This is a genomic window from Microbulbifer discodermiae, from assembly GCF_040742695.1.
In the GTDB taxonomy this organism is placed as follows: Bacteria; Pseudomonadota; Gammaproteobacteria; order Pseudomonadales; family Cellvibrionaceae; genus Microbulbifer.
This window is the reverse complement of record NZ_JBFLAB010000011.1, coordinates 1-26,493: the sequence shown is the minus strand read 5'-3', so window position 1 is coordinate 26,493 and position 26,493 is coordinate 1. Positions and strand designations below refer to the sequence as shown.

General features: G+C 59.8%; 18 protein-coding genes and 1 riboswitch. Of the genes, 13 read left to right on the top strand and 5 right to left on the bottom strand.

Features of this window, described 5'->3' with window-relative positions; all coding sequences use genetic code 11:
- Window positions 1-396: 396 nt before the first annotated feature.
- Window positions 397-2,313 (bottom strand): PhoX family protein, encoded by a 1,917-nt coding sequence (locus tag AB1S50_RS06020; RefSeq protein WP_367149609.1) that lies wholly within the window; start codon window positions 2,311-2,313, stop codon window positions 397-399.
- A gap of 195 nt (window positions 2,314-2,508) precedes the next feature.
- On the opposite strand from AB1S50_RS06020, the gene AB1S50_RS06015 reads away from it, so the two are divergent.
- Complete coding sequence (locus AB1S50_RS06015; protein WP_367149608.1) at window positions 2,509-5,115, top strand: TonB-dependent receptor; 2,607 nt, start codon at window positions 2,509-2,511, stop codon at window positions 5,113-5,115.
- A 135-nt stretch (window positions 5,116-5,250) separates the two neighbouring features.
- A complete protein-coding gene (locus AB1S50_RS06010) occupies window positions 5,251-7,191 on the top strand; it encodes a phytase (RefSeq protein ID WP_367149607.1) in 1,941 nt (646 codons plus the stop codon).
- A 57-nt stretch (window positions 7,192-7,248) separates the two neighbouring features.
- On the opposite strand, the gene AB1S50_RS06005 is transcribed toward AB1S50_RS06010, so the two are convergent.
- The 3 genes from AB1S50_RS06005 to AB1S50_RS05995 form a co-directional block, all read right to left on the bottom strand.
- Window positions 7,249-7,965 carry an outer membrane beta-barrel protein gene (locus tag AB1S50_RS06005; protein WP_367149606.1) on the bottom strand — a complete coding sequence of 239 codons (717 nt, stop codon included), beginning with the start codon at window positions 7,963-7,965 and terminating at the stop codon, window positions 7,249-7,251.
- 160 nt (window positions 7,966-8,125) lie between these two features.
- Window positions 8,126-8,773: a replication protein P gene (locus AB1S50_RS06000; protein WP_367149605.1), complete on the bottom strand. Its 648-nt coding sequence runs from the start codon at window positions 8,771-8,773 to the stop codon at window positions 8,126-8,128.
- Complete coding sequence (locus tag AB1S50_RS05995) at window positions 8,682-10,010, bottom strand: DnaT-like ssDNA-binding domain-containing protein (protein WP_367149604.1); 1,329 nt, start codon at window positions 10,008-10,010, stop codon at window positions 8,682-8,684. The genes AB1S50_RS06000 and AB1S50_RS05995 overlap by 92 nt, the downstream gene beginning before the upstream one ends.
- 159 nt (window positions 10,011-10,169) lie before the next feature.
- Between AB1S50_RS05995 and AB1S50_RS05990 the strand changes: the two genes are divergently transcribed.
- From AB1S50_RS05990 to cobO, 10 genes are all read left to right on the top strand, one after another.
- Window positions 10,170-12,410 (top strand): heavy metal translocating P-type ATPase, encoded by a 2,241-nt coding sequence (locus tag AB1S50_RS05990; protein ID WP_367149602.1) that lies wholly within the window; start codon window positions 10,170-10,172, stop codon window positions 12,408-12,410.
- Window positions 12,407-12,775, top strand: coding sequence for a cupredoxin domain-containing protein (locus AB1S50_RS05985; RefSeq protein WP_367149601.1), 369 nt, complete (start codon window positions 12,407-12,409; stop codon window positions 12,773-12,775). Before AB1S50_RS05990 ends, AB1S50_RS05985 begins: the two co-directional genes overlap by 4 nt.
- Before the next feature lie 180 nt (window positions 12,776-12,955).
- Window positions 12,956-13,738 carry a polyphosphate kinase 2 gene (ppk2, locus tag AB1S50_RS05980; protein ID WP_367149600.1) on the top strand — a complete coding sequence of 261 codons (783 nt, stop codon included), beginning with the start codon at window positions 12,956-12,958 and terminating at the stop codon, window positions 13,736-13,738.
- A 400-nt stretch (window positions 13,739-14,138) separates the two neighbouring features.
- Complete coding sequence (locus AB1S50_RS05975; RefSeq protein ID WP_455363738.1) at window positions 14,139-15,518, top strand: catalase; 1,380 nt, start codon at window positions 14,139-14,141, stop codon at window positions 15,516-15,518.
- A gap of 434 nt (window positions 15,519-15,952) precedes the next feature.
- A complete protein-coding gene (radA, locus tag AB1S50_RS05970; protein ID WP_367149597.1) occupies window positions 15,953-17,326 on the top strand; it encodes a DNA repair protein RadA in 1,374 nt (457 codons plus the stop codon).
- Window positions 17,323-18,138, top strand: a complete 816-nt coding sequence (locus tag AB1S50_RS05965; RefSeq protein WP_367149596.1) for an ABC transporter substrate-binding protein — start codon at window positions 17,323-17,325, stop codon at window positions 18,136-18,138. The genes radA and AB1S50_RS05965 overlap by 4 nt, the downstream gene beginning before the upstream one ends.
- Complete coding sequence (locus AB1S50_RS05960) at window positions 18,128-19,123, top strand: FecCD family ABC transporter permease (RefSeq protein WP_367149594.1); 996 nt, start codon at window positions 18,128-18,130, stop codon at window positions 19,121-19,123. The genes AB1S50_RS05965 and AB1S50_RS05960 overlap by 11 nt, the downstream gene beginning before the upstream one ends.
- A complete protein-coding gene (locus AB1S50_RS05955) occupies window positions 19,120-19,893 on the top strand; it encodes an ABC transporter ATP-binding protein (protein WP_367149593.1) in 774 nt (257 codons plus the stop codon). Before AB1S50_RS05960 ends, AB1S50_RS05955 begins: the two co-directional genes overlap by 4 nt.
- Before the next feature lie 88 nt (window positions 19,894-19,981).
- A riboswitch (cobalamin riboswitch) is annotated at window positions 19,982-20,146 on the top strand.
- A gap of 122 nt (window positions 20,147-20,268) precedes the next feature.
- Window positions 20,269-22,128 (top strand): TonB-dependent receptor plug domain-containing protein, encoded by a 1,860-nt coding sequence (locus AB1S50_RS05950; RefSeq protein WP_367149591.1) that lies wholly within the window; start codon window positions 20,269-20,271, stop codon window positions 22,126-22,128.
- Between the two features lie 48 nt (window positions 22,129-22,176).
- The gene (gene cobO / locus AB1S50_RS05945) at window positions 22,177-22,806 is read left to right on the top strand and encodes a cob(I)yrinic acid a,c-diamide adenosyltransferase (RefSeq protein WP_367149590.1); all 630 of its coding nucleotides are present in this window, start codon (window positions 22,177-22,179) and stop codon (window positions 22,804-22,806) included.
- 45 nt (window positions 22,807-22,851) lie between these two features.
- Here cobO and AB1S50_RS05940 read toward each other — a convergent pair whose 3' ends face one another.
- Window positions 22,852-23,871 carry an AraC family transcriptional regulator ligand-binding domain-containing protein gene (locus tag AB1S50_RS05940; RefSeq protein ID WP_367149588.1) on the bottom strand — a complete coding sequence of 340 codons (1,020 nt, stop codon included), beginning with the start codon at window positions 23,869-23,871 and terminating at the stop codon, window positions 22,852-22,854.
- Window positions 23,872-24,920: 1,049 nt separating this feature from the next.
- Here AB1S50_RS05940 and AB1S50_RS05935 point away from each other — a divergent pair.
- Window positions 24,921-25,622 carry a glutamine amidotransferase-related protein gene (locus tag AB1S50_RS05935; protein ID WP_367149587.1) on the top strand — a complete coding sequence of 234 codons (702 nt, stop codon included), beginning with the start codon at window positions 24,921-24,923 and terminating at the stop codon, window positions 25,620-25,622.
- Window positions 25,623-26,493: the final 871 nt, after the last annotated feature.

Below are 26,493 nucleotides of genomic sequence, written 5' to 3'. Positions count from 1 at the left end.
CTTCCCCGGATTTAAGACAGGCGCTGTTGTGAACACTAGGGCCTGTTGACATTAATTGAGATAGCCCTGCTGCCATTGGCTTTGTGGCCTGCAAGGCAGGAATTGCGCTGTGTGGTGGGTCCACATAAGCTATTTCTAACGCCGCAGGGCGCGAAACCAAGGACAGCCCTTCGGGTTGTGCCGGAAAAGGCGCCACTCTTCGTTGCTCGTCGCTCATTTGGAACAACCAAACCGCGCTCCTCTTGCCTCGATTGGCACCGTTTCTGTCACAACAGGGTCAACTCAGTTAGTGTCAACAGGCCCTAGCGACAGCGCGGATTTGGCAGAGATACCCTAGGATTCTAGTTCAGTGGATCGATAGGGGCCGGGGTGCCGGCATTTTGGCTGCGGGGAAATTCAGCTGCCCACGGGACCGCCGTCCCGCCTGCGGATGGCCATTACCGAGGGCCTGGGGGGCAGCTCCGGATCATTGTCCGGCCAGCGGTGCGCCGGCTTATCGAATGTGGAGTCGCGGCTGTCAGCGGGGTGTTGCACCGCCACGAACAGAGTGGTGCCATCGGGGGTGAATTCCGGGCCACAGGCTTCCGCCCCCAGAGGGCAGCCGAAGAAGTGTTTGGGTATGGCGCGCCCCTCGCCCTCGGTGGCCATGGCCCAGAGGCCGTCGTGGAAACCGAAATCCTCGCAGCCATCGGTGGCGATCCACATGTTGCCACGCTGGTCGAAGGCGACATTGTCGGGGTTGGCAAACCAGCCGTGGGGTGAAATGTCCCCGGCGGACTGCTGTCCGTAGGCGCCCCGCTCGGCCGGGTCTTCGGCCTGGGGGTTGCCCCCCAGCAGAAAGAGATTCCAGCGGAAAGTGTCGCTGGTGTGATCGCGGTTGCCCTGTGTGCCCGGCGGCACTATTTCCAGGACGTGGCCGGCGCTATTGCGCGGCCGAGGGTTGCTGGCATTTAACCCATCGTCGCCGCGCCGCTTGTTTTTGGTCAGCATGACATAGGTGCAGTCATTGACGGGGTTGGTCTGCACATCTTCGGGTCGGTCCATGGGCGTTGCACCCAGCAGTACGGCGGCGCGGCGCGCATCGATAAGCACATCGGCCTGGCTGTGAAATCCGTTGTCGGCGGTGAGGGGGCCGAGACCGAATACCAGCGGCAGCCAGCGTCCACTGCCATCCCGATCAAAACGACCGGCGTAGAGGGTACCCTCGCTGAGCAGCTGCCGGTTGTCCGCCTGGATTTCATAGCGGCCGCTGGACAGGAAGCGGTAGACAAACTGGTGCTCATCGTCATCGCCCCCGTAAGCGGCGATGAGCTGGCCCGGCTTGGCCACCAGGGTAAAACCCTCGTGCTCGAATCGCCCCAGGGCGGTCAGTTTGCGCGGTGTGCTTGTGGGATCGTAGGGATCTATTTCCACCATCCAACCGAAACGATTGGGCTCATTGGGCTCCCGCTCAATATCGAAGCGGGGGTGGTGGTCGCCCCAGTTGCGGTTGTCCGGCCCTACGCCAAAATCCCGGTGGTTGCGGGCTTCCGCCGGGTCGGCGACCTTGTCCGGATTCCCCTGAAAGGCGCCGCCAAAACCCTCTTCAGCAATTAACAAGGTGCCCCAGGGTGTTTTGCCGCCGGCGCAGTTGGCGATGGTTCCGACCGGTTGCCGCCCGCTGGGATCGGCACTGGTGCGCAGTCTGGCGTCGCCCGCGGCGGGGCCGACTATTTCCATCGGCGTGGTGACGGTGATGCGGCGGTTGTAGGCACTCTCCAACACCGGCCGCCAACCTTCATCGGTTTTTTTTACCTCGACGATGGAGTGGCCGCAGGCGGCCATTTCGATCGCCACATGCTCCGCGCTCACTATGCGGCCGGCACTGCGTTTATCCGCGTAACCGGGAAACATCAGGTGGGGCAAAGTGTATTCGTGATTGACACACAGCAGGCCGGAGCGGCTGTTGTGGCTGCGGCTGTGGCGCAGCCCCTCGGCGGGGCCAGCATCGCTGTCCAGGGGCATAAAAGCGATAAAGTCGTTGTTATAGCCGAAGCGCCTTTGCTGTTCAGCGGGGGTCAGCGCCGCGGGTTTAAAAGTATCGCCCCCCGCGTCGATAGGGTCACCCCAGCGCAGCAGTATGTCGGCGGTATAGTCTTTCGGCAGGTGGTGCCTCGCGTCCAGCCTATGGGGAATTTCCGCAAAACCCAGGTTTTTTTCTGCGCTGCGGTGTCCGCTGCTACAGGCCGTCAACAGGGCCGCGCCGCCACCGGCTGCAAGCCCCAATGTCTTTATAAAGTGCCTTCGAACTGGATTTCGCGGATTCTTGCTCATTAGTTTTCACCTTTTGCCGGCCGGGCGGTATGGACCGCCGGGTTAATAATCAGCTAAGCCGGAGCAAAAATTCTGCCGCCCTTTGGTGAACTTTGTATGACAACCGTAAAAAAAGTGTCACGCAACGTTAATCATGGCCCACTAGGCTGCGCCTCATCAAATTTATGGCCTAGCACAAAATGGCAAGGGGGTAAGGTGAACAATAAATCAGTCTGCGGTGTGAAGGGAGGGGCGCCACTCACCACCCTGGCGGTCTTCGCAATCAGTGTCAACCTGGGTGCCCAGGAAACGCCAGACGATAGCCCCCGAGCGATGGAAACCATTGAGGTGACGGCCCAGGCGGCCAACGCCAGCAGTGCTATCGAACGGCAGCGCGCATCCGACAAGGTTGTCTCGGTGTTGACTTCAGAGGCCATCGGCTCCCTGCCGGACGCCAACGTGAGCGAAGCGCTGCAGCGGATTCCGGGCGTGTTTATCGAGCGGGACCAGGGCGAGGGCCGCTTTGTCGGCGTGCGTGGTATAGCCCCGAATCTGAATGCCGCCAGCATCAACGGCATGGGCATCCCGGCCCCGGAGCGGGACCGCCGCTCCGTTGCGCTGGATGTGATTCCGTCGGATTTGCTCTCCAGCCTGGAAGTGTTCAAGACGCTGACCCCGGACATGAGTGCCGATTCCATCGGTGGCGCCATCGAGATCAAGAGTCTGAACGCATTCGATCGGGATGGGCGCAGCGTCAAAGTGACGGTTGAGAACGGTTACAGCGCCCTGCAGGAGGAGACCAGCCCCAAGCTGTCGGGCGCTTTTACCGAGGTATTCGAACTGGACGGGCGCGAGCTGGGCGTGGCGCTGGCCGCCAGCTGGCAACAGCGTAACTTCGGTTCCGAGAACATTGAGACCGATGGCGTGTGGCAGCCACTCACGGCTCTGGATGGCAGCGAGGCCGTTGGTGCCACTGAGCTGGAGCAGCGGGACTACACAGTGACCCGTGAGCGCACCGGCCTGGTGGCCAATTTTGACTATCGCCCTAACGACAGCACTGAATTTTCCCTGCGCAGCCTCTATTCCGATTTTTCCGACGAGGAACAGCGCCAGCGCAATTCGTTTAAGTTGGACGAGGAGAACGACGAGCCGGACACCATCTCCGACGGCTTTGCGGTCTGGTCGGATGCCGCACTGGAAAAAGAGCTGAAAGACCGCTCCGAGGAGCAGAAGATTCTCTCTGTGGTCGCCGGTGGCGAGCACAGCTTTGCCCAGTGGGGCGTGAATTACTCGCTGGGCTATTCCCAGTCAGAGGAAAACGAACCGGGCCGTCGGGATACCACATTCGTGCAGGAAGGGCTGCAGCTGGGCTACGCCGGTGCCGGTGAGAGACCACAACTGACGGCCGGAGAAGCCGCGTTCACCGCGGCCAATTACGAATTGGACGAACTGGTGGTTGAAAACAATTTCACCGAGGACGAGGAAACCAGCTTCCGTCTGGATATCAGCCGCGAACTGCAGCTGGCGGGTAACCCTTCGTCGCTGCGGTTTGGCCTCAGCGAACGTCGCCGCAAAAAGAGTGATGACGTCAATGCAACCGTCTACGACGGTTTTGGCGGTGACTACACACTGGCGGAGTTTGCTGCGGACAACCTGGATTACAGTCTGGCCGACTTCGGTCCGGCGGTGAATCGCAGTGCCCTGAATCGTTTTATTAGTGCCAATATCGACAGCTTTGACATTGACGCCACCGATACGGCTCTGAATTCCACCCGCGACTATAAGGTGGAAGAGGATGTTTCCGCCCTCTATATCATGAACAGCATCGACTTTGGCAACGGCAATCTGGTCTATGGCCTGCGTTACGAGGCGACCGAGTTTCGCGCCAATGGTTGGCGCACCGTGGAATCCGGTGACGCTGTAGAGGGTGCCACCGAGGTGGCGGAAGATGTATATGTTTCCGCGACTGCCTATCAGCGGGAATATCACCACATCTTCCCCAGCGTAAATCTGAAGTACGAACTCAGTGACAATATACTGCTGCGCGGCGCCTATACCGAATCGCTGGCCCGCCCGTCCTTTGGTTATTTAAACCCGTCCCCCGCAGCCGTCGAGTACGATGATGGAGAGCTGGAGGTGGAAGCGGGCAATCCAAACCTGGATCCATTCGAGTCGCAGAATCTGGATTTTTCCTTTGAGTATTACGCCGATACCCTGGGGATGTTTTCCGTGGGTGTTTTTTACAAGAACATCGATCACTTCATCGCCATTGCGGATGTGGCCGATCGTGTGGATCTCACCCAGTTCCTGGGCGGCCTGCCGATCGAGGAGGCGCAGGTGTTGCAACCCATCAATGGGGACACAGCGACTCTGACCGGCGCTGAGTTCGCCTGGACCCGCGGCTTCGACAATGGCCTGCTGCTCAAGGCCAACGCCACCTTTACCGACTCAGAGGCGCAGCTGGACCTGGGTGACGGGACCAGCCGCAGCGAAACCATTTCCCTGCCGCAGCAGGCAGATACGGTTGCCAACCTGATTCTCGGATATGAACGCGACGCTTTCAGTATGCGCCTGTCCGCCGCTTTCAGGGGCGCACGCCTGCTGGAACTGGACTTGGAAGACGCGGCTTTCGATCTGTACGAGGACGACCATTTGCAGTTTGATCTGACTGCAAAATACAGTTTTCAAAACGGCGTGCAGTTGTCCTTTAGCGGTATCAACCTGACCGATGAACCTTTCTACGCCAATCGCAATGGTTTCAACGGTCAGTACGAGGAGTATGGCCCCTCCTATGTGCTAGGTCTGACCTACAGCAATTTTTAACTTCGTGCAGTAGCGCAGTTTTCAGCGCTGCTTGCTATCTGCGGCTATTGAGAAACAATGTCGAGTCCAGTGTCCACCGCGCCGGCGGCGGGGCAGTTTATGGAGGTTTAACTGGTGCGAGAGTCCGCAAACGCTATGAAAAAAAACGGTTGGCAATATGGGCTGGCGGTGCTGCTCGCTCTGGCAGTCACCGGTTGTCAGCGGGAGGCGTCCCAGGACCTTTCGCCGGCGCCCTGGCGCCCTGTAAAACAGTTGAGCTTTTCCCATCTGGAGGCCAGCCAATTGTCACCCGTCCAACTGGGTGATCTTGCCTATGTATTACTGGGCAGTGAGGTTCGGGGGTTGGTGCTGGTGGATGCCGGCGGCAGCCGGGTTCTGGAGTCCGGCAACGGCAGAGTGGAACAGTTCGCCACCCAGCGTCAGGCGGACGGCAGTTGGCTGATAGCTGCCTATGACGGCGATGCCGGTGAATTGCAGCTGCGCCGCCTCAGCGCTGCCTCTGGCGAAGCCGGACCGGCAATGCACTTTCTCGGAGCTGTTGATCTCTCCGCACCTCCCGCCGCTCTGTGTTTTTCCCAGCAGGCGCAGCGCTCGCACTTATTCGCGATCGGCGAAGACGGTCTGGGCCGTGAATTCATTGTGCATACAGCGCCGCAGGCTTGGCAGTTCAGTGAAGTGCGCCTGCTGTATTTTGGCCCCCAGGTCACCAGTTGCGTGGTGGATGATCCGCGAGAGCAGTTGTTGGTGGCACAGCCTCCCCTGGGTATCTGGGCTTTGCACGCCAGTGCCGAAGCGGATGAAAACCGCAGGGTTGTCGTCCCCGGCGGTGCACTGGGGGAGGAGTTTGGCGGGCTTTGGCTGGATAGGGGTAGGGATGAACTCTGGGTTGCCAATGGCGCGCGGGTGCGGGCTTACAGTCTCGGCCTGCCCCCGGACGCCCCGGTATTTGAGCGCACTCTGGCGGATATGGAGCCGATCTCCATCGCCTTGCAGCGGGATCTTTTGCTGGCGCTGGGTGAGGAGGGCGACCGGCTGCAGAAATACGATGTGGCACGGCCGCAAGCTGCCACCGGGGCACAGACCTTCGAGGCTGCAACGGCAATTACACAGGTGCTTCCGCGCGCGCAAACTCAGCCGGTGGCTTCCGGGGGCGATGCCGCCGACGATCCCGCCATCTGGGTCAATGGGCGTGACCCCAGCGCCAGCCTGGTGCTGGGCACGGACAAGAAGCATGGGCTCAACGTCTACCGGCTCGATGGCACTCTGGTGCAGCAGCTTCCGGTGGGCCGGGTCAACAATGTAGATCTGCGTCCGGTGGCGCAGGGGCGGTTCGCTGCACTGGCGGCCGCGTCCAACCGCACCACCGCTGGCATCAATCTGTTTGGCATCACTGCGGACGGGTTGGTGGAACATCTCGGGCTGCGCCCGGTCTCCATGGGCGACCCCTACGGTCTCTGTATGTACCGCCGGGATGGCAACTTCTATGCCTGGTTGTCCGACAAGGACGCAGGCCTGCAACTGCTGGAAATCCAACTGCAAGACAATGGGCTGGAATGGCAGCTGCGCAAGGTCGCCGAATTACAGGTCGCCAGTCAGGTAGAGGGCTGTGTGGTCGACGACGAGCGCGGCACCCTGTTTTTCGGCGAGGAGGATGGTGGGGTCTGGCGGCTGGATATCGCCGCATTCCTGGCCCACCGCGCCGGGCCGGAACTGGTGGCACCGGTGGATGGCGGGCAGCTGGTGGCGGATGTGGAAGGCATGGGGCTATACCTGGACGGGCCCCACAGCTATCTGGTGGTATCCAGCCAGGGCAACGACAGCTATGTGCTGTTCAGTCGCGATGGCAGCGAGTTTGTCGGCCGTTTTCGCGTCGCGGCCAATCTGCAGTTGGGAATTGACGGCAGTTCGGAAACAGACGGGTTGGATGTCACCAGTGCCATGCTCGGTGCCGATTACCCCCAGGGCCTGTTGGTGGTGCAGGATGGTCGCAACCGCATGCCCGGCGCGGCTCAGAATTTCAAACTGGTATCCTGGCAGGATGTCATGCGGCAGTTGCCTGCGGGTCACTCTGACTGAATTGGTGGCACCTGCGGCTGGCGGTGCTACAAGCACCGCCATAGTCGGGTTCATATCTCAGAAGTGGGTGCTCCAGCCAAGGGACAGTGTGTTGGCGTCGAAGGTGCCGCGCAGCTCATCGCTGCCCATGCTCTGCAGCGTCTCCCACTCCAGGCGCAGTGCCCAGGCATTGTCGTGCACATAACTGACACCGGCCCCATAGCCATACATAAAGCCTGTGTCGCCGTTGCTTCCCCTGCGATTGACGTTGTCCAGTTCTTCGAACACCTCACCCGTATTCAGGTCGACGAAGGTGACTAGATCCTGGCCGGTTTGTTTTTCGTGCAGTTGCCCGCTCCAGAAGCCGCCGCCGAGTTTTCCAAACAGACTGAAACTATCCCCTGCCAGTGGCCAGTGCCCCACTATATAGCCGGCGCCCAGATGCGTTTCCACCTTGTCGATGATATGCAGAAACTTTCCGAGGTCGTTGCTGAGATAGAAACCCAGTTCGGTCCGGTTCAGGCGCTGCAAACTGGCCTCCACGGCCAGATACGGCGACCAGCGCCAGCCGGCGTAGAGCTTCACACTGCTACCGGTATCGCTGCACTTGTCACTGGAAGCCATTTCGGGGCCGGCATCGACGCGCTGCACAAAGCGATCGGCGGCCTCGCAGAAGCCGCTTTGTCCGGTATCGCCAAAACTGATACCGGCGTAACGGTGGGAGTAAAAGTCGGCGCTGGCCAGGTTTGGCAGCGACAGAAGGGGTACCGCTAGCAGAAAAGAGGGTCTGGTCATGACGTCACCTGCTGGCTGGAAAAAAGTTTATTCTTGTGAGGCCCTCCGGGCCTGTTATTTATACGGCGATTCTATTGTTCTGAACAGGCCCTGGATCATCGCCCTTGAACTCTGCGAATTGTCCCGGGGCGGTGCACCGGGAAAAAACATCGGGGCCCGGTTAGAGACCCAGCTCAGCGCGCAATGCCGCCAGTCTTTGCGCGTTTTCCTCTTTGCCCAGGGGCTCGCCGGGACCGTCCTCCAGTTGCAGCCGCTCCGGCGGTGCAAGTTTCTGCCCCTCCAGTACCCGCGCGCATATCCTTTGATAGTGCTCGGCAAATACCGGGAAGGCAACCGATTCCGGGTTATTGGCGAGAAAAAACCAGTTGGCCTCGCGCCCGGCGTAGTAGACGGCGGGGTGGCTCCAGTGGCAGGCGGCCTTGGGACTGGGGGCATTGCAGGCCTCACGGTAGGCGGCGCGGGCCTCCGGCAGACCCCTGTCGCCGGCGGCGCAGAGCTTGAGCATCTTGTGCACTGTGGGCAGGTATTCGCTTTGCAGAATGGCGCGCTTGGCGCCGGCCATTATCTCTTCCGGGGTGAAGGCGGCCAGGGCTTCGAGCCACAGCCGCTGGGCATGGTGCAGTGTCTGGGTGTCCGGAAATGCCGCGCTGTACTGGTTGTGGTAGTTCAGTTTGAACAGGCCGAATACCTGGTTGACGGCGGCTACCTTTTCCCGGTCAGTTGGCCCAGCTCGTGTCTGCGAGGATGTCCCCGATGGAGCGGTCGCGGGTTCGCTGGTTTTCGTTGTTGGTACTTTGCTGGGTGCCATGTGCCCGTCCTATCGCCAGTTTGTTGCGCTCTGCCCATTGGTGGCGCGCGTGGCGCACAAACACGGCGTCCCAACTCTTGCGCGCCGCGTTTTGATCGCGCCAGTAGAGAATGAATTCCGGCACCAGTGCCAGGGCGAAGTCCCGTTCTATTTCACACTGGTTGACCAGGTGACTCAAGCAGTCGCCTCCCGGCTGCCAGTTGCGCGGAATAGGCTTGGCCACCGGATTCTTCTCGATCCCCTGGCAGAAATAGGCCCACTCCTCGCGCGCATACTCGATGAACAGTTCACCCCAGCGCGCACTGTGGCCGCCGCGCTCCAGCCATTTGTAGATAAACTCTGGCAGCAGCTCGGCGGCAAAACTGGGGTTGATGGCCAGGCGCCGCAGCTGCTCCCAGGTGTGCTCACTGGGCTGCCAGTCGCGGGTCATGGCGGCGGGCCTGCGCTTTTCGATAAAGGGGGTGTCCTGCTTCTCCCAGTCCTCCATCACCCAGTCGTTGAATTCCAGGTCCCAGGAAATGGATTGCTTGCCACTGGAGCTGTGGTAGTCGCGAAAACGCTGCAGCGCCCGCTGCACAAAAGTGCTGGGTACCCCCTCGTCCGCCAGCTTGCGCAATGTCTCGTCGACCGGGCGCCAGTCCGCCGGCAGCGGCTGCTTCCGCTGCGCGGTGGCCCGGAATGCCTCCCACTTGGTTTTCACCTGCTTGAGAAACAGGGCGCCGAAGGAGTGGCGCGGCTGGCCCCGTTCACGCCAGTAGGTGACAAACTCCGGCAGCTGTTCGCGCACAAAGTGTTCCGGCACCCCCAGTTGCGCAATGCGCGCAAGCGTCTCCTGATCCGGCTGCCAATTGGGGGCAATGGTGTTGGCGCTGCGGGAGCTGGGTGCGGCAACTGGTGGTATCTGTCGCGCCCTTGAGTCACCGGGGGCATAGTCGCCCGGCAGTGCGAATTTAAGCAGACCGCTTTCGCCGTAGGGCGCGGCGCCCAGCAGCAGGGCGCCCTGGTTGCGCAGGCTGGTGGCGATCCTCTGGATGTCCACCGGCTGCCAGAAGGGCAGTTGTAGCTGCAGCTGCCGGGCATCCGCACTGTACCAGTCCCGCCCCGGGTGGGACTCCGCCGGCAGGAAGGGCAGCAGATCACCCAGAGCCGTCAGCAACACCGCTTCCTCCAGGCCGAGGGTGGCGGCCAGAGCCGGTGAAATACTCAGGGGACGTTCGGGAAGCAGGGGGTGTCGCATAGGGGCATTCTAACATCCGCACACCGGCCTTGCGCGGTGTCTTTTGGTGCCAAACCATTCGTTCGACAGCACGGTGGGGTGGATCCGCGACCTTTTTCTTGCGCGGATTTTGGGCCGGGATTTAAGCTTGACTATCGAAGTACCAGTGGCGGAGTGGTTATGACCGGTCAAGCACTTAACTTTCGACTGCGCGGCATCCGCTGTGCCAGCTGTGTCAGCAAGGTAGAGGCGGCTTTGAAGTCAGTCCCCGGCATAGGAGAAGTCAGGGTCAACCTCGCCGATCGCTCCCTGAGTGTGGCGGGGCAGGTCAGTGAATCCCAGTGCATCGCCGCTGTCAGGGCGGCGGGCTACGATGCCGAGCCGGTGCACCCGGACGCGCGCGAGTCGCGGGAGAGGCAGCGCGAAGAAGAGCGGCGCCTATACCACTCCCTGTTGTGGCGCTGTGCCGCGGCACTGGGCCTGGGAGTGCCGCTGATGGCCTGGGGGCTGTTGGGCGGTGACATGACGGTGACCACTCTGGGGCAACAGTTGTTGTGGGGCCTGGTGGGGCTGCTGACATTGGCGGTACTGGTTTTCTGTGGCGGACATTTCTTTACCGGTGCCTGGCGGGCTTTTCTGCATCACAGTGCCACCATGGATACCCTGGTGGCACTGGGCACCGGTGCCGCCTGGCTGTTTTCCATGGCCGTGGTACTCATGCCCCAGGCACTTCCCGAAGCCGCGCGGCACGTTTATTTCGAAGCCAGCGCCATGATTATCGGCCTGATTAACCTGGGCCAGGCACTGGAACTCCGCGCCCGCAGTCGCACCGGCTCGGCGGTGGAGAAACTGCTGGAACTGCGGGATACCACCGCGCGGGTGCTGCGCGCCGGGTCCGAGGAGGATGTGCCGCTGGAGCTGGTGCAGGTAGGGGATCGCATCCGGGTGCGTCCCGGTGAAAAAATTCCCGTGGATGGTACCGTCGAGGAGGGAGCCAGTTTGGTGGACGAATCCATGCTCACGGGTGAACCGGTACCGGTGCGCAAGGCAGCGGGGGATTTTCTGGTTTCCGGCACGCAGAACCAAAATGGCAGCCTGCTGTTTCGGGCGGAAAAAGTCGGCGCCGACACACGCCTGGCCCATATCGTCAAGATGGTGCAAAACGCCCAGAGTTCGCGGGTCCCAATCGCCCGACTGGCGGACAAGATCTCCGGTATTTTTGTCCCGGTAGTCATCATTGTCGCTCTGTTGGCAGCGCTGGTCTGGTTTAACTGGGGACCGCCGCCGCAGGCTGCCCATATGCTGGTGGTGCTCACCTCGGTATTGATTATCGCCTGTCCCTGTGCCCTGGGTCTGGCCACCCCCATGTCGGTGATGGTGGGCGTGGGCAAGGGGGCCGAATACGGTGTGCTGATTCGCAATGGCAAGGCGCTGCAACAGGCCAGCAAACTGGACACACTGGTGGTGGATAAAACCGGCACTTTGACCGAGGGCGCGGCGCGGGTGACCGATATTGTCACCGGCGGTGACAGGTGCGAAGCGGAACTGCTCACCGTCCTCGGCAGCCTGGAGCTGGGTTCGGAACACCCGTTGGCGGCGGCGCTGGTGTCGGCGGCAAAGGACAGGCACCTGACGCTGAACGCGGCGACGGATTTCAATGCCGTTACCGGCCAGGGTGTGACGGGCACTGTCGAAGGCAAACGAGTGGCGTTCGGCAACCGGAAATTGATGCAGCGGGAAAGTGTCGACATCAGCCACTGGCAGGAACGCGCACACGCACTGGCGGATCTGGGGCGCACGGCCATCTTTGCGGCCATCGATGGCAGGGCCGCCGGCATTATTGCGGTTGCCGACCCGCTGCGGGCCGATGCCGGGGCGGCGGTGGCGCGGCTGCAGTCTCTGGGTTTGCGGGTAGAGATGCTTACCGGCGACAACCAGGCTACGGCGGAGGCGGTGGCGCGGCAGGTGGGAATCGAGAGGGTGTATGCGGATCTGCAGCCGGAGGACAAACAGCGTATCGTCGCCGAGTTACAGCGGGGTGGCGAGCTGGTGGGGGTGGCAGGTGATGGCATCAACGATGCACCGGCACTGGCGCGCGCGGATGTCGGTTTTGCCATCGGCGCCGGGACCGATGTGGCCATTGAAACGGCCGACGTGACCCTGATGCGCTCTTCCCTGCATGGGGTCGCCGACGCGATTGAACTGTCCCAGGCCACCCTGCGCAATATTCGCCAGAATCTGTTCGGTGCCTTTATTTACAACACTTTGGGAATACCCATAGCGGCGGGAGTGCTCTACCCCTTGACCGGCGCTTTGTTGAGTCCGGTGGTCGCCGGTGCCGCCATGGCTTTTTCATCGGTCACGGTAGTGAGTAATGCCGGCCGTCTGCGGTTCTTTCGACCGACGGAGGCTCGGGTATGATGCATTTATTGGTCAACCTCACCGGTTTGCTGTTGATTGGTGCCACCGTCTGGTGGTTCTGGCTGGGGCCGACAAAAGCCGCTGCCGTGGTGCTACCCTCAGCGTCGAAGCTGGAAATACTGGTCAAAGATGGCGTCTACCAGCCAGACCAAATCCTGTTGCCGGCGGGCCAGCCCACTGAATTGATTTTTCGGCGTGAGGACCCCAACCCCTGTGCCGAGCATGTCCTTTTCCCCGACCTTGAAATCAGCGCCCAGCTGGCATCTGATACCAGCACCCGCCTCCAGCTGCCGGCGCTGGAGGCGGGCGAATACCCGTTTCACTGTCAGATGCAGATGTACCGCGGCCGGCTGCTGGTGGAGTGATATTGGGTGAGGGGGCTCTCCGCAGTCTGTCGTCCCCAGCAGGGATTTAGGGCTCGCAAATCAAGCAAGTAACTGCTTGATTTGTTGTAGAGGGCTCGCGGACATGCACTGCAAACTCGCGTTGAGGAAAGCCAGAGATGGCTTTTCGACAACCTGTTAAAGGAATCCGAGAGACAGCCCATGGGTAAGGAAAGCGATGGGATGGACGATATTCGCGACTACAAAAAAAACCTTCGCCACTTACAGATTGAGTTGGTCAAGCTGCAGCGACACCTGATAGCCGAGCAGTTGCAGATACTGATTATATTTGAAGGGCGCGACGCCGCTGGCAAGGACGGCTGTATCAAGCGCATTGTCGAGCACTTGAGTCCGCGGGAAACGCGGGTGGTGGCACTGGGAAAACCTTCGGACCGGGATCAAAACAGCTGGTACTTTCAGCGCTACGTTTCGCACCTGCCGGCAAAGCAGGAGATGGTGCTGTTCAACCGCAGCTGGTACAACCGCGCAGGAGTGGAGCGGGTAATGGGCTTTTGCACCCAGCACCAGTACCAGGATTTTGTTATGTCCGTGGTGCCCTTCGAGCATATGCTGGTGGATGCCGGCATACAGATTCTCAAATACTATCTGGATATTGATCGCCGGGAGCAAGAAGAGCGCCTGCAGGCGCGGCGTCAGGACCCACTGAAACAGTGGAAGGTGAGCCCGGTTGACGAAGTGGCGGTAGAACACTGGCGGGCCTACAGTGTGGCCCGCAACGAGATGTTTGCCGCAACCCACAATGAAATCACGCCCTGGTACCTGGTGCGGGCCAACAATAAGAAGCGTGCGCGCCTCAATGTCATCCGCCATATTCTGAGCCGTATTGACTGGCCCGGCCGGGAGCACAGAATCGACCAACCCGATCAGCAGGTGGTGTTTCCCTACAATGTCAAGCACCTGTTGACTGAGACAATCGCTCCCTGATTGGCCCGGGTCCGGTGGGAACACGCCCTCATCTCGGTTGTCTTATCAGCCCGTGAGTCCAGTTCATGATCCGTCATCGATTGGATTGACGTCCTCAAAAAGCTACGCATTATCCCGGCAACTTTCCGCCCCATTGCGGGCCAGTTTGCCGGCAGGGGCAAACTCATCCTATAGGTAAATTCTATTGAGTGCATAATAACAATTGTCTTTATGCGTTCATTGGCCAGAGATAACCTGCAGCTATCCGGTGAGCGTCGAGTTGGCGCCCTGGTCCCCGGAGAGTGTACTGGCCCCACTATGCTTTTTGGGCATCTCTTTTTGCACCTGGAGTAGGAGAACAACCTTGAGCAAGAAACTAACCACAGCTGCCGGCTGCCCCGTAGCCCACAATCAGAATGTGATGACCGCCGGCCCCCGCGGTCCCCAGCTGCTACAAGATGTCTGGTTTCTGGAAAAACTGGCTCACTTCGACCGCGAAGTGATCCCAGAGCGGCGTATGCATGCAAAGGGGTCCGGTGCCTACGGTACCTTTACCGTGACACATGACATCAGCAAATATACGCGGGCAAAGATCTTCTCCGAAATCGGTAAACAGACGGAGTTGTTCGCACGTTTTACCACCGTGGCGGGCGAGCGCGGCGCAGCGGACGCGGAACGGGATATTCGCGGTTTCGCTCTCAAGTTCTACACCGAGGAGGGCAATTGGGACCTGGTTGGCAACAACACGCCGGTATTCTTCCTGCGCGACCCGCTCAAGTTTCCGGACCTGAATCACGCGGTAAAACGGGACCCCCGCACTAATATGCGCAGTGCCACCAATAACTGGGATTTCTGGACCTCGTTGCCGGAGGCGTTTCATCAGGTAACCATCGTGATGAGCGACCGCGGAATACCGGCCAGCTACCGCCATATGCACGGCTTTGGCAGTCATACCTTCAGTTTTATCAACGCGGATAACGAGCGTTTTTGGGTCAAATTTCACTTTAAGACCCAGCAGGGAATTAAAAATCTGACCGATGGGGAAGCTGGCGAATTAATTGGCCGCGATCGCGAGAGTCACCAGCGCGACCTGTATGACGCTATCGAGAACAAGGATTTTCCGAAATGGACCCTGTATGTACAAATCATGCCGGAATTGGAAGCCGATACAGTCCAGTTCAACCCGTTTGATTTGACTAAAGTCTGGTCGCAAAAAGACTATCCGCTGATTGAGGTGGGGGAGTTTGAGTTAAATCGCAATCCCGAAAACTTTTTTGCCGAAGTCGAGCAGGCCGCCTTTAATCCCGCTGCCGTAGTCCCAGGTATCGGCTTTTCCCCGGACAAGATGTTGCAGGGCCGCCTTTTCTCCTACGGCGATGCACAGCGCTATCGGTTGGGGGTAAACCATCACCAGATTCCGGTGAATGCACCTCGCTGTCCCGTTCACAGCTATCACCGTGACGGTGCCATGCGCGTCGATGGCAACCACGGTTCTACCATCGGTTACGAGCCAAACTCCCACAAAGAGTGGGCGGAGCAGCCGGGTTATACCGAGCCGCCATTGCGTATTTCCAATGACGCCGACCATTACGATCACCGCATAGACAGCGATTACTTTTCCCAGGCAGGGGATCTGTTTCGCCTGATGAGTGAGGAAGAGCGGCAGCGCTTGTTGGAGAATACTGCTCGTTCAATGGAAGGCGTGCCGGACTTTATCAAGCAACGGCATCTCGATCATGCGTATCAGGCCGATGAGGCTTATGGACAGGGCCTCGCGGCAGCTTTGGGGATGGAGAAATAATTCCTCCACAGGAACATTAGGTGCGCCCTGTGTGCTCCAGCGGATGCCGGCGAGCGGTGTATTCTGTTGCCGGTCGCCTCCCTTTGGCTGGCCTTGAACAGGCTCTAGCAGGTTGTTGAAAAAGGCATCCTGCCTTTTTCAAAACCCGAAAAGCGAAAAATGTGATTTTCACTTTTCTCCCAAAATCAACGACTTAGGCGTCGCCGATTTTGCCGGAACATCCCTATTCCGGTAGCAGGCGTCGAAATTCTTCGAATTTCAACAGTCTGCTAATCGATAGCTGAACAAGCCTTCCATGGCTTTTCCCAGTCCGGATTTGCGGCTTTAGCGGTCAAACCTGCCCACTGTTGGTGCGGCTGTTTTCCCGGTCAACCCCGGGCGGTTACACTGTGCCCCCTGTGCGGTGGCGACCGCGATCGACCGGGAGAGGGGCCTTGGCAAAAAAAAGCAAAACCGCCTACGTTTGCAACGAATGCGGAGCGGACCACACCAAGTGGTCCGGCCAGTGTGGTGCCTGTGGGGCCTGGAATAGTCTCAGTGAGGTGCGCCTGGGCCGCGGGCGCAGTGCTATCGATGGCCAGAGTGGGTACGCCGGGGCGGCCGGCGCGGGCGAGGTGCAGAAGCTTGCCGAAATCGATCTGAGCGAGCTGCCGCGCATTCCCACCAATACCGGAGAGCTGGACCGGGTGCTGGGCGGTGGATTGGTGCCGGGTTCGGTGGTCCTGATTGGCGGTAACCCGGGCGCCGGCAAATCCACCATTTTATTGCAGACCTTGTGCCATCTGTCGCAACAGATGCCGGCCCTGTATGTCACTGGCGAGGAGTCCCTGCAACAGGTTGCGATGCGTGCGAAACGGCTGGGACTGCCGATGGATCAACTGCAGGTGCTGTCGGAGACGGACGTGGAGCGCATCTGCCACATTGCCGGCACCGTTAAGCCGCGGGTAGTGGTGGTGGACTCGATCCAGGTCATGCACATGAGCGAAGTGCAGTCGGCGCCCGGATCTGTAGCCCAGGTGCGGGAAAGTGCCGCCTACCTGACCCGCTTCGCCAAACAGACCGGTACCGCCATGATTGTGGTGGGTCATGTCACCAAAGATGGCAGCCTGGCGGGCCCCAAGGTACTGGAACACATTATCGACTGCTCCATTCTGCTGGAAAGTACCCACGATTCCCGTTTTCGTACCCTGCGCGCGCACAAGAACCGCTTCGGCGCTGTCAATGAGCTGGGTGTCTTCGCCATGACCGAACAGGGTTTGAAGGAGGTTTCCAACCCCTCGGCAATATTCCTGCAGCGGGCGGAGGAGGTGGCAGCCGGCTCCGTGGTGACCTCCGTATGGGAGGGAACCCGGCCCCTGTTGGTGGAGTTGCAGGCGCTGGTGGACGACAGCAGTCTCGGCAACCCCCGCCGGGTGGCCGTCGGCCTGGACCAGAACCGGCTCAATATGCTGTTGGCGGTATTGCACCGCCACGGCGGCCTGCTGGTTGGTGACCAGGATGTCTTTATCAATGTGGTGGGAGGCGTGCGGGTGATGGAAACCAGCGCCGACCTGACGCTACAACTGGCAGTTGTATCCAGTTTTCGTGACCGGCCGCTGCCGCGGGATCTGATGGTCTTCGGGGAGGTTGGGCTGGCGGGTGAAATCCGCCCTGTGCCCTCCGGTCAGGAGCGTTTGCGCGAAGCGGCCAAGCACGGTTTCCGCAAAGCCATAGTGCCCGCCGCCAACCGGTTGAAAAATGATATCGACGGGATGGAGATAGTGCCCGTCAGAAGCCTCGCGGAAGCACTGGCGGCGATTGACGCGTGAAGTGGTGTTGTGGCCTTTTGTTGAGCTGCCTGGTACTGCCAGCCAGTGCCTATGAACGCATTGCCTCGCTCAATCTGTGTCTCGATCAATTGCTGCTGAACTGGGTGGCGCCGGAGAAAATCGCCTCAGTGACCTGGCTGTCCGCCAACGATCAATACCGGCGCGCACCACTGCCCGAGCATGTATATCTGAACCGCGGCCAGGCGGAGGAACTGCTGCACCTGCGACCGGACCTAGTGCTGGTTGGCCAGTACGGCGGCGGCCGCGCGGCAGCGCGGTTGCAGGAGTTGGGAGTACAGGTGGTGCGCATCCCCGACGCCCACAACCTGGAGCAGTTGGAGCAGCAGTTGCACCAGTTGCAGCAGGTGCTGGGGCCACTGCCCCGGTTGCTGGCCCAGCGGCGGCGACTGCGCCAGCTGCTGGACCGGACGGCAGTCGATACAAGCAGCCGGAACCGGCCGGGAGCGCTGATTCTGTCCGCCAACAACATCACTTACGGCGACGGCATGCTGGAGCACCAGTTGCTGCAACAAGCCGGGTTTGCCAACCTCGCCGCAGAGCAGGGCATTCACCAACTGGGTCGCGTCAGTCTGGAGCAGGTCATAGCGGCACAGCCCGAGCTGCTGGTGTTCTACGGTGGTGACAGCGCTTTTGCGCTGGCGCACCTGGCTAGCCGCCACCCGGTACTGAGACGCTATATCGATAGCGGCCGGATTTATACCCTACCCGCAGAACTGGGCTATTGTCCGGCGCTGGTGGCAGTGGAGGTACTTAGTCAACTCGAGGAAAAGAGAAAAACCCTTGGCGAGTAACCCAAAAGCCCCTCTGTTGTTGCTGATTTTACTGCTGCCGTCCGCACTGGTGCTGGCCTTGCTCAGCGGTCCGGTGGATATCGATCTGTTGCAGGCTCTGCAGCTCGGCTGGCGCAGTGAAGAGGGTGACGCTGTCATTCTGTGGCAGTTGCGCCTGCCGCGGGCACTGCTGGCACTGGCCGTGGGCGCGGCTCTCGGTATGGGGGGGGCGGCCATGCAGGGTATGTTGCGCAATCCTCTGGCGGAGCCTGCGCTGCTGGGGGTAAGCAGTGGTGCGGCGCTGGCGGCGATAATCCTGCTCTACTATGGCCTCGCCTGGCAGTCGGGCTGGTTGTTGCCGCTGCTGGCCATCGGTGGCGCCTTTGCCTCGGTGGCCGGGGTCTGGCTGCTTGCGGGGCGGGGCGCCAGTGCCGGGCGGCTGGTGTTGGCGGGGGTGGCCATCAATGCGTTTCTGTCCGCCTCTATAGCCCTGGCCCTCAATTACGCGCCGAGTATGTTCGCGATGCAGGAGATCGTCTTCTGGCTGTTGGGATCGCTGGCCAACCGGGGCTGGGACCAGTTGCTGTTGGCACTGCCATTTATGCTGTTTGGGGGCCTGTTATTGTTTGCAGCGCGCAACTATCTGCGTGCGCTTTCCCTGGGTGAGGCCAGTGCCGCCTCCCTGGGCTTTGGCGGTCGCCGCTATCCCCTGGCGATACTCTTGGGAATTGCCGCAGCGGTGGGGGCGGCGGTGGCGGTGGCGGGTACTATCGGATTTATCGGCCTGGTGGTGCCGCATCTAATGCGACCGTTGGTGCGTCAGGATCCGGGCCGGTTGTTGTGGGCCAGTGCCCTCGCCGGTGCCCTGTTACTTCTGTTGGCGGACATTTTCGTGTTGAATTTTATCGGTACCCAGGAATTGCGCATCGGCGCGGTCACCGCCTTTATCGGCGCGCCGTTTTTCTTCTGGCTGATCGCCGGTACACGGCGGGAGCGGTTCCTGTGAGCACAGATAGTCTGGAGGCCAGCTGCCATCAGCTGTGTTTGCGGCGTCACCGCCGGACTGTACTCACCGGTATCGACTGCGCTTTCGAACCCTTCCAGCTGACCGCCGTGGCGGGCCCCAACGGTGCCGGCAAGAGCAGTTTGCTGGCGACCCTGGCGGGAGTGTTGACACCTTCTTCCGGAAGAGTGGAGCTGGGTGGGCGCGATGCGGACCAGCTTTCAGCGCTACAGCGCGCGCGTATCAGTGCCTATTTGCCCCAGGCCGAGTCTCCGGCCTGGAGTTTTGTCGCTGCGGACCTGGTGGGGGTGGGGCTGCTGCCCTGGGGGCGGATTGCAAACCGGCAGCAGCGCATCCACTGGGCTTTACAGCAGGTGGATGCCGGCGCACTGGCCGGGCGCCCGGTGACCCATCTGTCCGGCGGCGAGCTGCGGCGGGTTCAGCTGGCCCGCCTGCTGGTGGGCGAGGCGCCACTTTTGATCGCGGATGAGCCCACTGCGGCCCTGGATATCCGCCACCAGTTGCAGCTGATGCAGACGTTTCGAACGCTGGCTGCCGGGGGGAAAACGGTGGTGCTGGCGCTCCACGACCTTCAGCTGGCGGCCCGCTACTGTGACCGTATCCTGCTGTTGGAACAGGGACAGCTGCGCGCCCAGGGCACCCCTGAGGAAGTGTTGACCCCGGACCTGGTCAGTGAGGTTTACGGCGTGAGCAGCAGCTTGCGGCGCCGCAATGGCGTGACTGAGTTTATGCCTCTCGACCTGCTGCTGTAGTCGGTAGCTATCGCCGGTTGGCCCCGACGGATCTGTGAAACCGGCGCGCTTTGCTGCGCTTGCGTTGACCCGGCCCCTCTGGCCCGCTAACCTTGCCGCCGCTTTGGGTGCCCAGCAGCACTGCCAGATGGGGTGGTGCTTGGTTGGGTTAAATGGGAAGTCCGGTATCAATTTACATAAATCCGGCGCTGCCCCCGCAACGGTGATTCGCGCGAGCGATCAGCCCGATACCAGCCCCGAGCGAAGCGTAGGATAAAGCGGAGGGCTTTGTCTGGTCCGTGTGAGGTGCCGGCCCAGTCCGCCGCCACCGCTGTATGCACTGATTGTACTCACCCTCCCTCAATTCGTTTTTGACTTCGAAATTGGGGAACCCCTGTGAAAAAAACACTTGTCGCTGCGGCTGTTATCGCCGCCAGCCAATCTGTGTCCGCCGACGGTGCGGACGACCTCGAACTGGTTTCGGTAACCGCGAGCCGTGTGGAGATCCCGCGCGAACAGCTCGGCGTTTCCGTTTCTGTGCTGACCCGGCCCGAAATCCAACGCCTTGGCTACACCAGCCTGATGGACGTGTTGCGCACTCTACCGGGCGTGTCCATCAGCAACAGCGGCGGCGCTGGCAAAGTCAGCTCCCTGTTTATTCGCGGAGAGAGCAATTACCGCACTTTGGTGTTGCTGGATGGCGTTAATATCGTCGACCCCACCAGCCCGCAGGTTTCCACTCAACTACAACATCTACTCGCGGCGGATGTGGAGCGTATCGAGGTTTTGCGGGGCCCACAGGGAATGATGTACGGCGCCGGTGCCGGCGGTGTCATCAATATAGTGACGCGAAAAGCGCAATCTGACCTGGAGGGGCGCCTGGCGTTGGAGGCGGGGCGCTATGGCACTACTACCGGTTCCGCCGGTGTCGGGGGCCGGAGGGGGGCATTCGATTATGCGCTCAATGTCTCCACCCTGGACACAGAGGGGTTTAACAGCCGTGCCATCGATTTATCCGGCGAGCGCGACGGCTACCGCAATCGCACAGCTGACGCCAAGCTGGGTTACCGCTTTAGCGATACCCTGGACTTGAGCTTGCAGCTGCGTCACAACGACAATGAAACCGATTTTGACGGTTGTTTTTTCTCGCCCAGCAACGATTGCGTGGACCAGTTCACCCAACAGAGTTACCGCCTGGGGCTGGGCTATAGCGGTGCGGGCAAGCACCAGCTGGATCTGGCGGAGCAGCGCATCGAGCGCGACAACCTGGATGATGGGATCAGCACTTTCGCCGTCGAAGGCACCATCCGCGAACTGAACTATGTGGGCAACACTGCGGCCGCAGGCGGTGAACTGGTATGGGGAGCGGAATACGAACAGCAGGAGTTCGCTGACGTCTCCAACGTCTTCAGTGGTGCCTCCAGTGGTCAAGAGATCGATAGCCTGGGGCTGTTCAGCGAGTGGCGTGGCGACATGGCCGGTAAGTTGTTTTATACCCTGGGGGTTCGCCACGAAAATCTCGAGACCGATGATCATGTAAGCTGGCGTTCCAGTTTGGCCTATCCACTGTTGTTGGGGCCGAATCAACAGTTGAAGCTGCGTGCCAGCTACGGCACTGGTTACCGGGCCCCCAGCCCTTTCGAGGTGTCCTACAACCTGGGTGGTGGTGTGGCGCCGGTGGGACCGGAAACCAGCCGGGGCTATGAAGTGGGTGCCGAGTATCGTCTGGGTAGCGCACTGGAAGCGGAGTTGGTGTTCTTCGACCAACAGATCAGCGATGCCATCGTGTTTGACTTCAGGCTCGGCAGCTCGGGCTTCGGTGCCTACCGCCAGGACCCAGGCGAGAGCAGATCCCGTGGCATTGAACTGTCCCTGGGTGGGGCCTTGGGGGAGCAACTGGACTGGTATTTTAACGGTACACTGCTGGACAGTGAGGATGCCGGAGGTAACCAGCGCCTGGGTGTTGCACAACAGGTCGCCAATCTGGGGGGCAGCTATCGCTGGTTGGGGGATGCTGTGGTCATGGGTGTCAACTGGCAGTATGTGGGGGACCGTAAGAACCTCGATCCGGAGGCTTTCGGCATCGTAGGGCTGGATTCCTACAACAAGCTGGACCTCAAGCTATCCTACCAGCTGTCGTCCCGTGTGGCGTTGAGCCTGCGCGGGGAAAACCTGCTGAATGAAGACTATCGGGAAGTGGCCGGTTTCAACACTGCCAGGGCCGCAGTCTATGGAGGGGTGCAGCTGCGTCTTTAGCAGCCTGCTGTCCCGAACCGGCGGTAGCGCGACCCGGGGTGAAGGAATATGAGCGATAACAGTAGCGACGAAAGCCAGCGCCAGCGCCATAAACAGCGTATGCAGAGGCGCAAGAAAATCGTCGACACGGGTATTGCCCAGGCACTGGAGCAGCGCGGGGTGGTGGTCGTCCACACTGGCGAAGGCAAGGGTAAAACCACCGCCGCCATTGGTACGGTCACCCGCGCCCTGGGCTACGGTTACAGGGTTTTCGTGGCCCAGTTCATCAAGGGCACCTGGGAGTGCGGAGAAAAAAACCTGCTGGCCGGTTTGCCGGCGGAACAGTACCCGCTGGAATGGCACCAGATGGGCACTGGCTTTACCTGGGAAACCCAGGATGATGAAGTCGACCGGGCGGCGGCGCAGGCGCTGTGGGACAAGGCCAGCAAAGCCCTGGCCGATCCTGACGTGTATCTGGTGGTGCTCGATGAGCTGACCTATGCGCTCAACTACCGCTGGCTGGACAGGTCCCGCGTGCTGGCGGCCATCGGCAGTCGTCCACAGGCGCAAACGGTGGTGATCACCGGTCGCGGAGCCAGACAGTACCTGCTCGATATAGCCGATACCGTCAGTGAAATGCGCTCCCACAAGCACGCCTTTGCGGCGGGTGTGGCGGCACGCCGGGGCATAGAGTGGTGAGGCCGGGTCTCGCGATGCCAGGGGTGTCCCGATGGGGCCTGCAGTTCAGGCCCCGGCAGGTTCTGCCTCCGTCAGCAATTGGCGGCGACGCTCCATGGGGGTGCAGTTGAACCAGCGGCGGCAGGAGCGATTGAGCGAACTCTGCTCGCGGTAACCCAGCATGGAAGCGATGTGAGTCATCGATGCCCCCGGCTGCGCCAGGTATATCTCCGCCTGTTTTCTGCGTGTGCGATCGATGATCTCTTCGAATACCAGCGACTCTTTAGCAAGCTTCCGCTGCAGGGTGCGTTTGTGTAGCCCCAGGTGCCGCGCCACTGCGGCGAGTGTGCACTGGTGGCTGGGCAGCAACTCGTATATCAGTTGTTTCACCCGGCGGATCAGGCCCAGAGGTTGGTGCAGCGCATCCCGGTCTCGATATTCCGCCGCCAGTCGATTCAGTTCGGCGTGGTCCTGTGGAATTGGCTTTGACAACAGTTCGGAGCGGAAAAGCAGGGCATCGATATCGCCGGAGAATTCTACCGGCGCGCCAAATACTGACTGGTAGCGGCGGTGCTGCAGTGGTACTGGAGCGCGCATCTGGACCTTTGTCAGAGGGAAGCTTCCGGCACCGATCAGCTGTAGCAGCTTGTGGATTGTGCGCAGTGCCAGCTCCACGGACTGGCGCTGACAAACCTCCCCCTGCCCCAGCTTTAGCACCATACGCGCAAGACCGCCCCGGTGGCTGGTTTGCACCTCCATCAGGATACCCGGGAAGGATTGGCCCAGATAGCCTATGATGGTTTCCAGGCCCTCTCTGACAGTGGCTTGTGCCAGGATGAGTGAGGCGATTTCTGCCAGGGTACGGGTATCCTGCAGTTCCGCCAACCGCAGCCCGAAGTCCGCGCAGTCGAACTCCTGTGCGGCGGTTTCGATAAGATGGATTCTTGTGTTCAGTGGCAGTTCCCGCGCCGTATTTGCCGCCTTTCCAGGGTCTATATCGCAACGTCGCAGCAGCGCATCGGGATCCTTGCCAAGACTGGCAACCAATGTGTAGAAGCCGCTAAATGAGTTGGTTTTGAGTAACATCACACTATCCTGGATTGTCCGGTCCATGCCGGGGCGCGGCGGGAGAACATTGACGGCCGCTGCCCCTCCCACCCTTATAGGTGTGAGAGCGGAGTACCCTTGTGGCTGTATGCAACCAAGGAGAATCCGTTTGAAAGCGGCTGTGAATGACTGTTACCGGAGAACGTCGAACGGGTAATTAGCGGGATTAAGAAAGGAGTCAGATACCAAGCTCCGCCAGAATTTCGTCAACCTTGCTCGCGGCTTTTTATATCGCCGAGATGCCTTGGCCTTAAGGCCAATGGTGCCAGCTATACCTTTTATGTTCCGAATCGGCTGTAATATTACTCGGTAATTTCCGGTGATGTTTTGACAATTGACGACATTTGCCTGCGGCAGTGCTGAAGTATTAAAAGTATCTGCGGACGGTTTTGCCGGGTTTTTGTTCTTATTGGAACGCTGTTCTCAAATAAAAATGCTATCGTCTCCCAAATCGAGTCAATTCTCATAGAGAGGAATATAATTTCCAGCACACAAATTTTTCTCAGTCACCGGGTTTATGTGGCCGTGTGCCGAAAACAAGCCATCCGGGGGACCCTGTCTGCGGAAAGCGCCCCTGCTGGCGCCGGCGCGGCCATAATGTGGCCGCCAATTGGAAGTCCGAGAGTAGCTCTTTCCTGTTATCCGGGCCGCAATGAGAAGTCATAGCCAGCACCGATAGAACCTATTCAGAGACAGGTCTCCGTATCCACTTTATTAGCCGGACTTGTATACTTTTCAATGGCTTGCGGCCGCCCCCGAACGGCGGCGGCAAACTCATGTGGACGATCACGTCTGTCAGAGAAGTGGGCCTGTGGCTCGCGGTTATCGGATGTAACTGCAGGGCCTGGGGCGGGCAGTTGGGTCGAAGTACAGTATGACTCGGCGACATAAGAGTACCCGGTAGCCGTTCCAGGTTGGGGAAGGCGCGATACCCTGCTGGGATGGAAGTTTGTCCGTTGGTGAGGGCCGCCAGTGGTGTGAATGTGCCATAATCGGCCAACTCAGCAGTCAATTTCAGCGGTGGAAGAATGAAAATTGGAGTATTGAAGACTGACGATGTGCGCGCAGAGCTGGTGGGAGACTTCGGCGAGTACCCGGAGATGTTCGCCGAGTTGCTGAACAGCCAGGACCCGGGTCTGGAGTTTGTAACCTACGAAGTGCAGCGCGGCCACTTGCCGGACCAAATCGATGAGGTGGATGCCTACTTGATCACCGGCAGCAAAACCGGTGTTTACGAGGACAAGGCGTGGATAGCGCCACTGATGGCGTTCGTGCGTAAGTTGCATGAGGCCCGCAAACCCACCATCGGCATCTGCTTCGGTCACCAGCTGATTGCCCATGCACTGGGCGGCAGGACGCGCAAATCCGACAAAGGCTGGGGTATCGGTGTGCACAGTTACGAGATGCAGGAAACCCCCGCGTGGATGTCCGAACCCATGCAGAGGTTCAGCCTGCTGGTCAGCCATCAGGATCAGGTGGAGGAGCTGCCGCCCGGCGCCCGGGTGCTGGCGTCCAGTGAGTTTTGTCCCATGGCGATGGTTCAGATCGACGATCATATGCTTACTTTTCAGGCCCACCCTGAATTTACCAAACCCTACTCCCGGAGCCTGATGGAACTGCGTCGCGAAGTCTTTGGTGAGGAGCTGGTGCAGAAGGGGCAGGCCTCTTTGCAGAACGATATTCACGAAAACACGGTGGCCAAGTGGATGCTGGAATTTCTGCGTAAGTAACGGCTGTTGCAATTAACCCGTCAATCCAATAGATGCTCTCTCCTCGATTGAATTGTCGCCCTTGAAAACCTGTGCAATTACGCGGAAGGGTTTGCGCTGGCCTCCGCCCGGTAGTGGTACATCCTTGTGCCACGTTAACCCGGCAACTAAGTAAGCTGCTGGGTTAATAAATGTGGGCGTGGTTCGGTGTTACCTCGACTTGCAGTTGCAGCCTGTGGAGGATGTTTGAGCACCGCTTTGCTCGCTCCAGAGAGAGTTGCTTTTGCCATTAGAGGTGAACGGCTTGGTTTGTGGTTGTTGAACCCAGACGCTAATCGTTGTTGCCAGGTGGATTGAATGGGAGGTGTTGTGGTTTGCTTTCTACCAGCCAGAACTGCTTTGCTGCCCGGTTTAAAAGCCGCTATAAGCTGCCATTTGTACGGGGGAAGATGTTCGGTTTCGAGGGTTTTCTCACCCAATGCTTGATACAAATTGCACAGGGTTGATGAATCTGCGGCAAAAAGCAGCCTGTCTCTCTGATAAATAGGCCGCGATTGTTCAGACTGGAAACCAGTAGGTATTTTCTATGAGGTCTACCGCAAGTTGCATTTGTCCCCCCACCGGTATCCTTTTTACTCTTTCGCCAGAGCCTGGTCACACTAGCTGAGCGGGCGGTCAATTGTGCCAGATGGATAATTTTTAAATTTTCTCCACTACTGATCCGGGTTGCGATTGCAGCAAAGTTTCCGCTAGGGAACGTCTGAATAACTCAACAATCGCTACGGCAGTATCAGTATTTTCTGGTGCGGGCCTGAATTTGACCAAAACAACCCTGAGATTGTTTGTTTTTTCACCTGGAATCTACTTCTCAGCAGATTCCAGGTGCACTGGC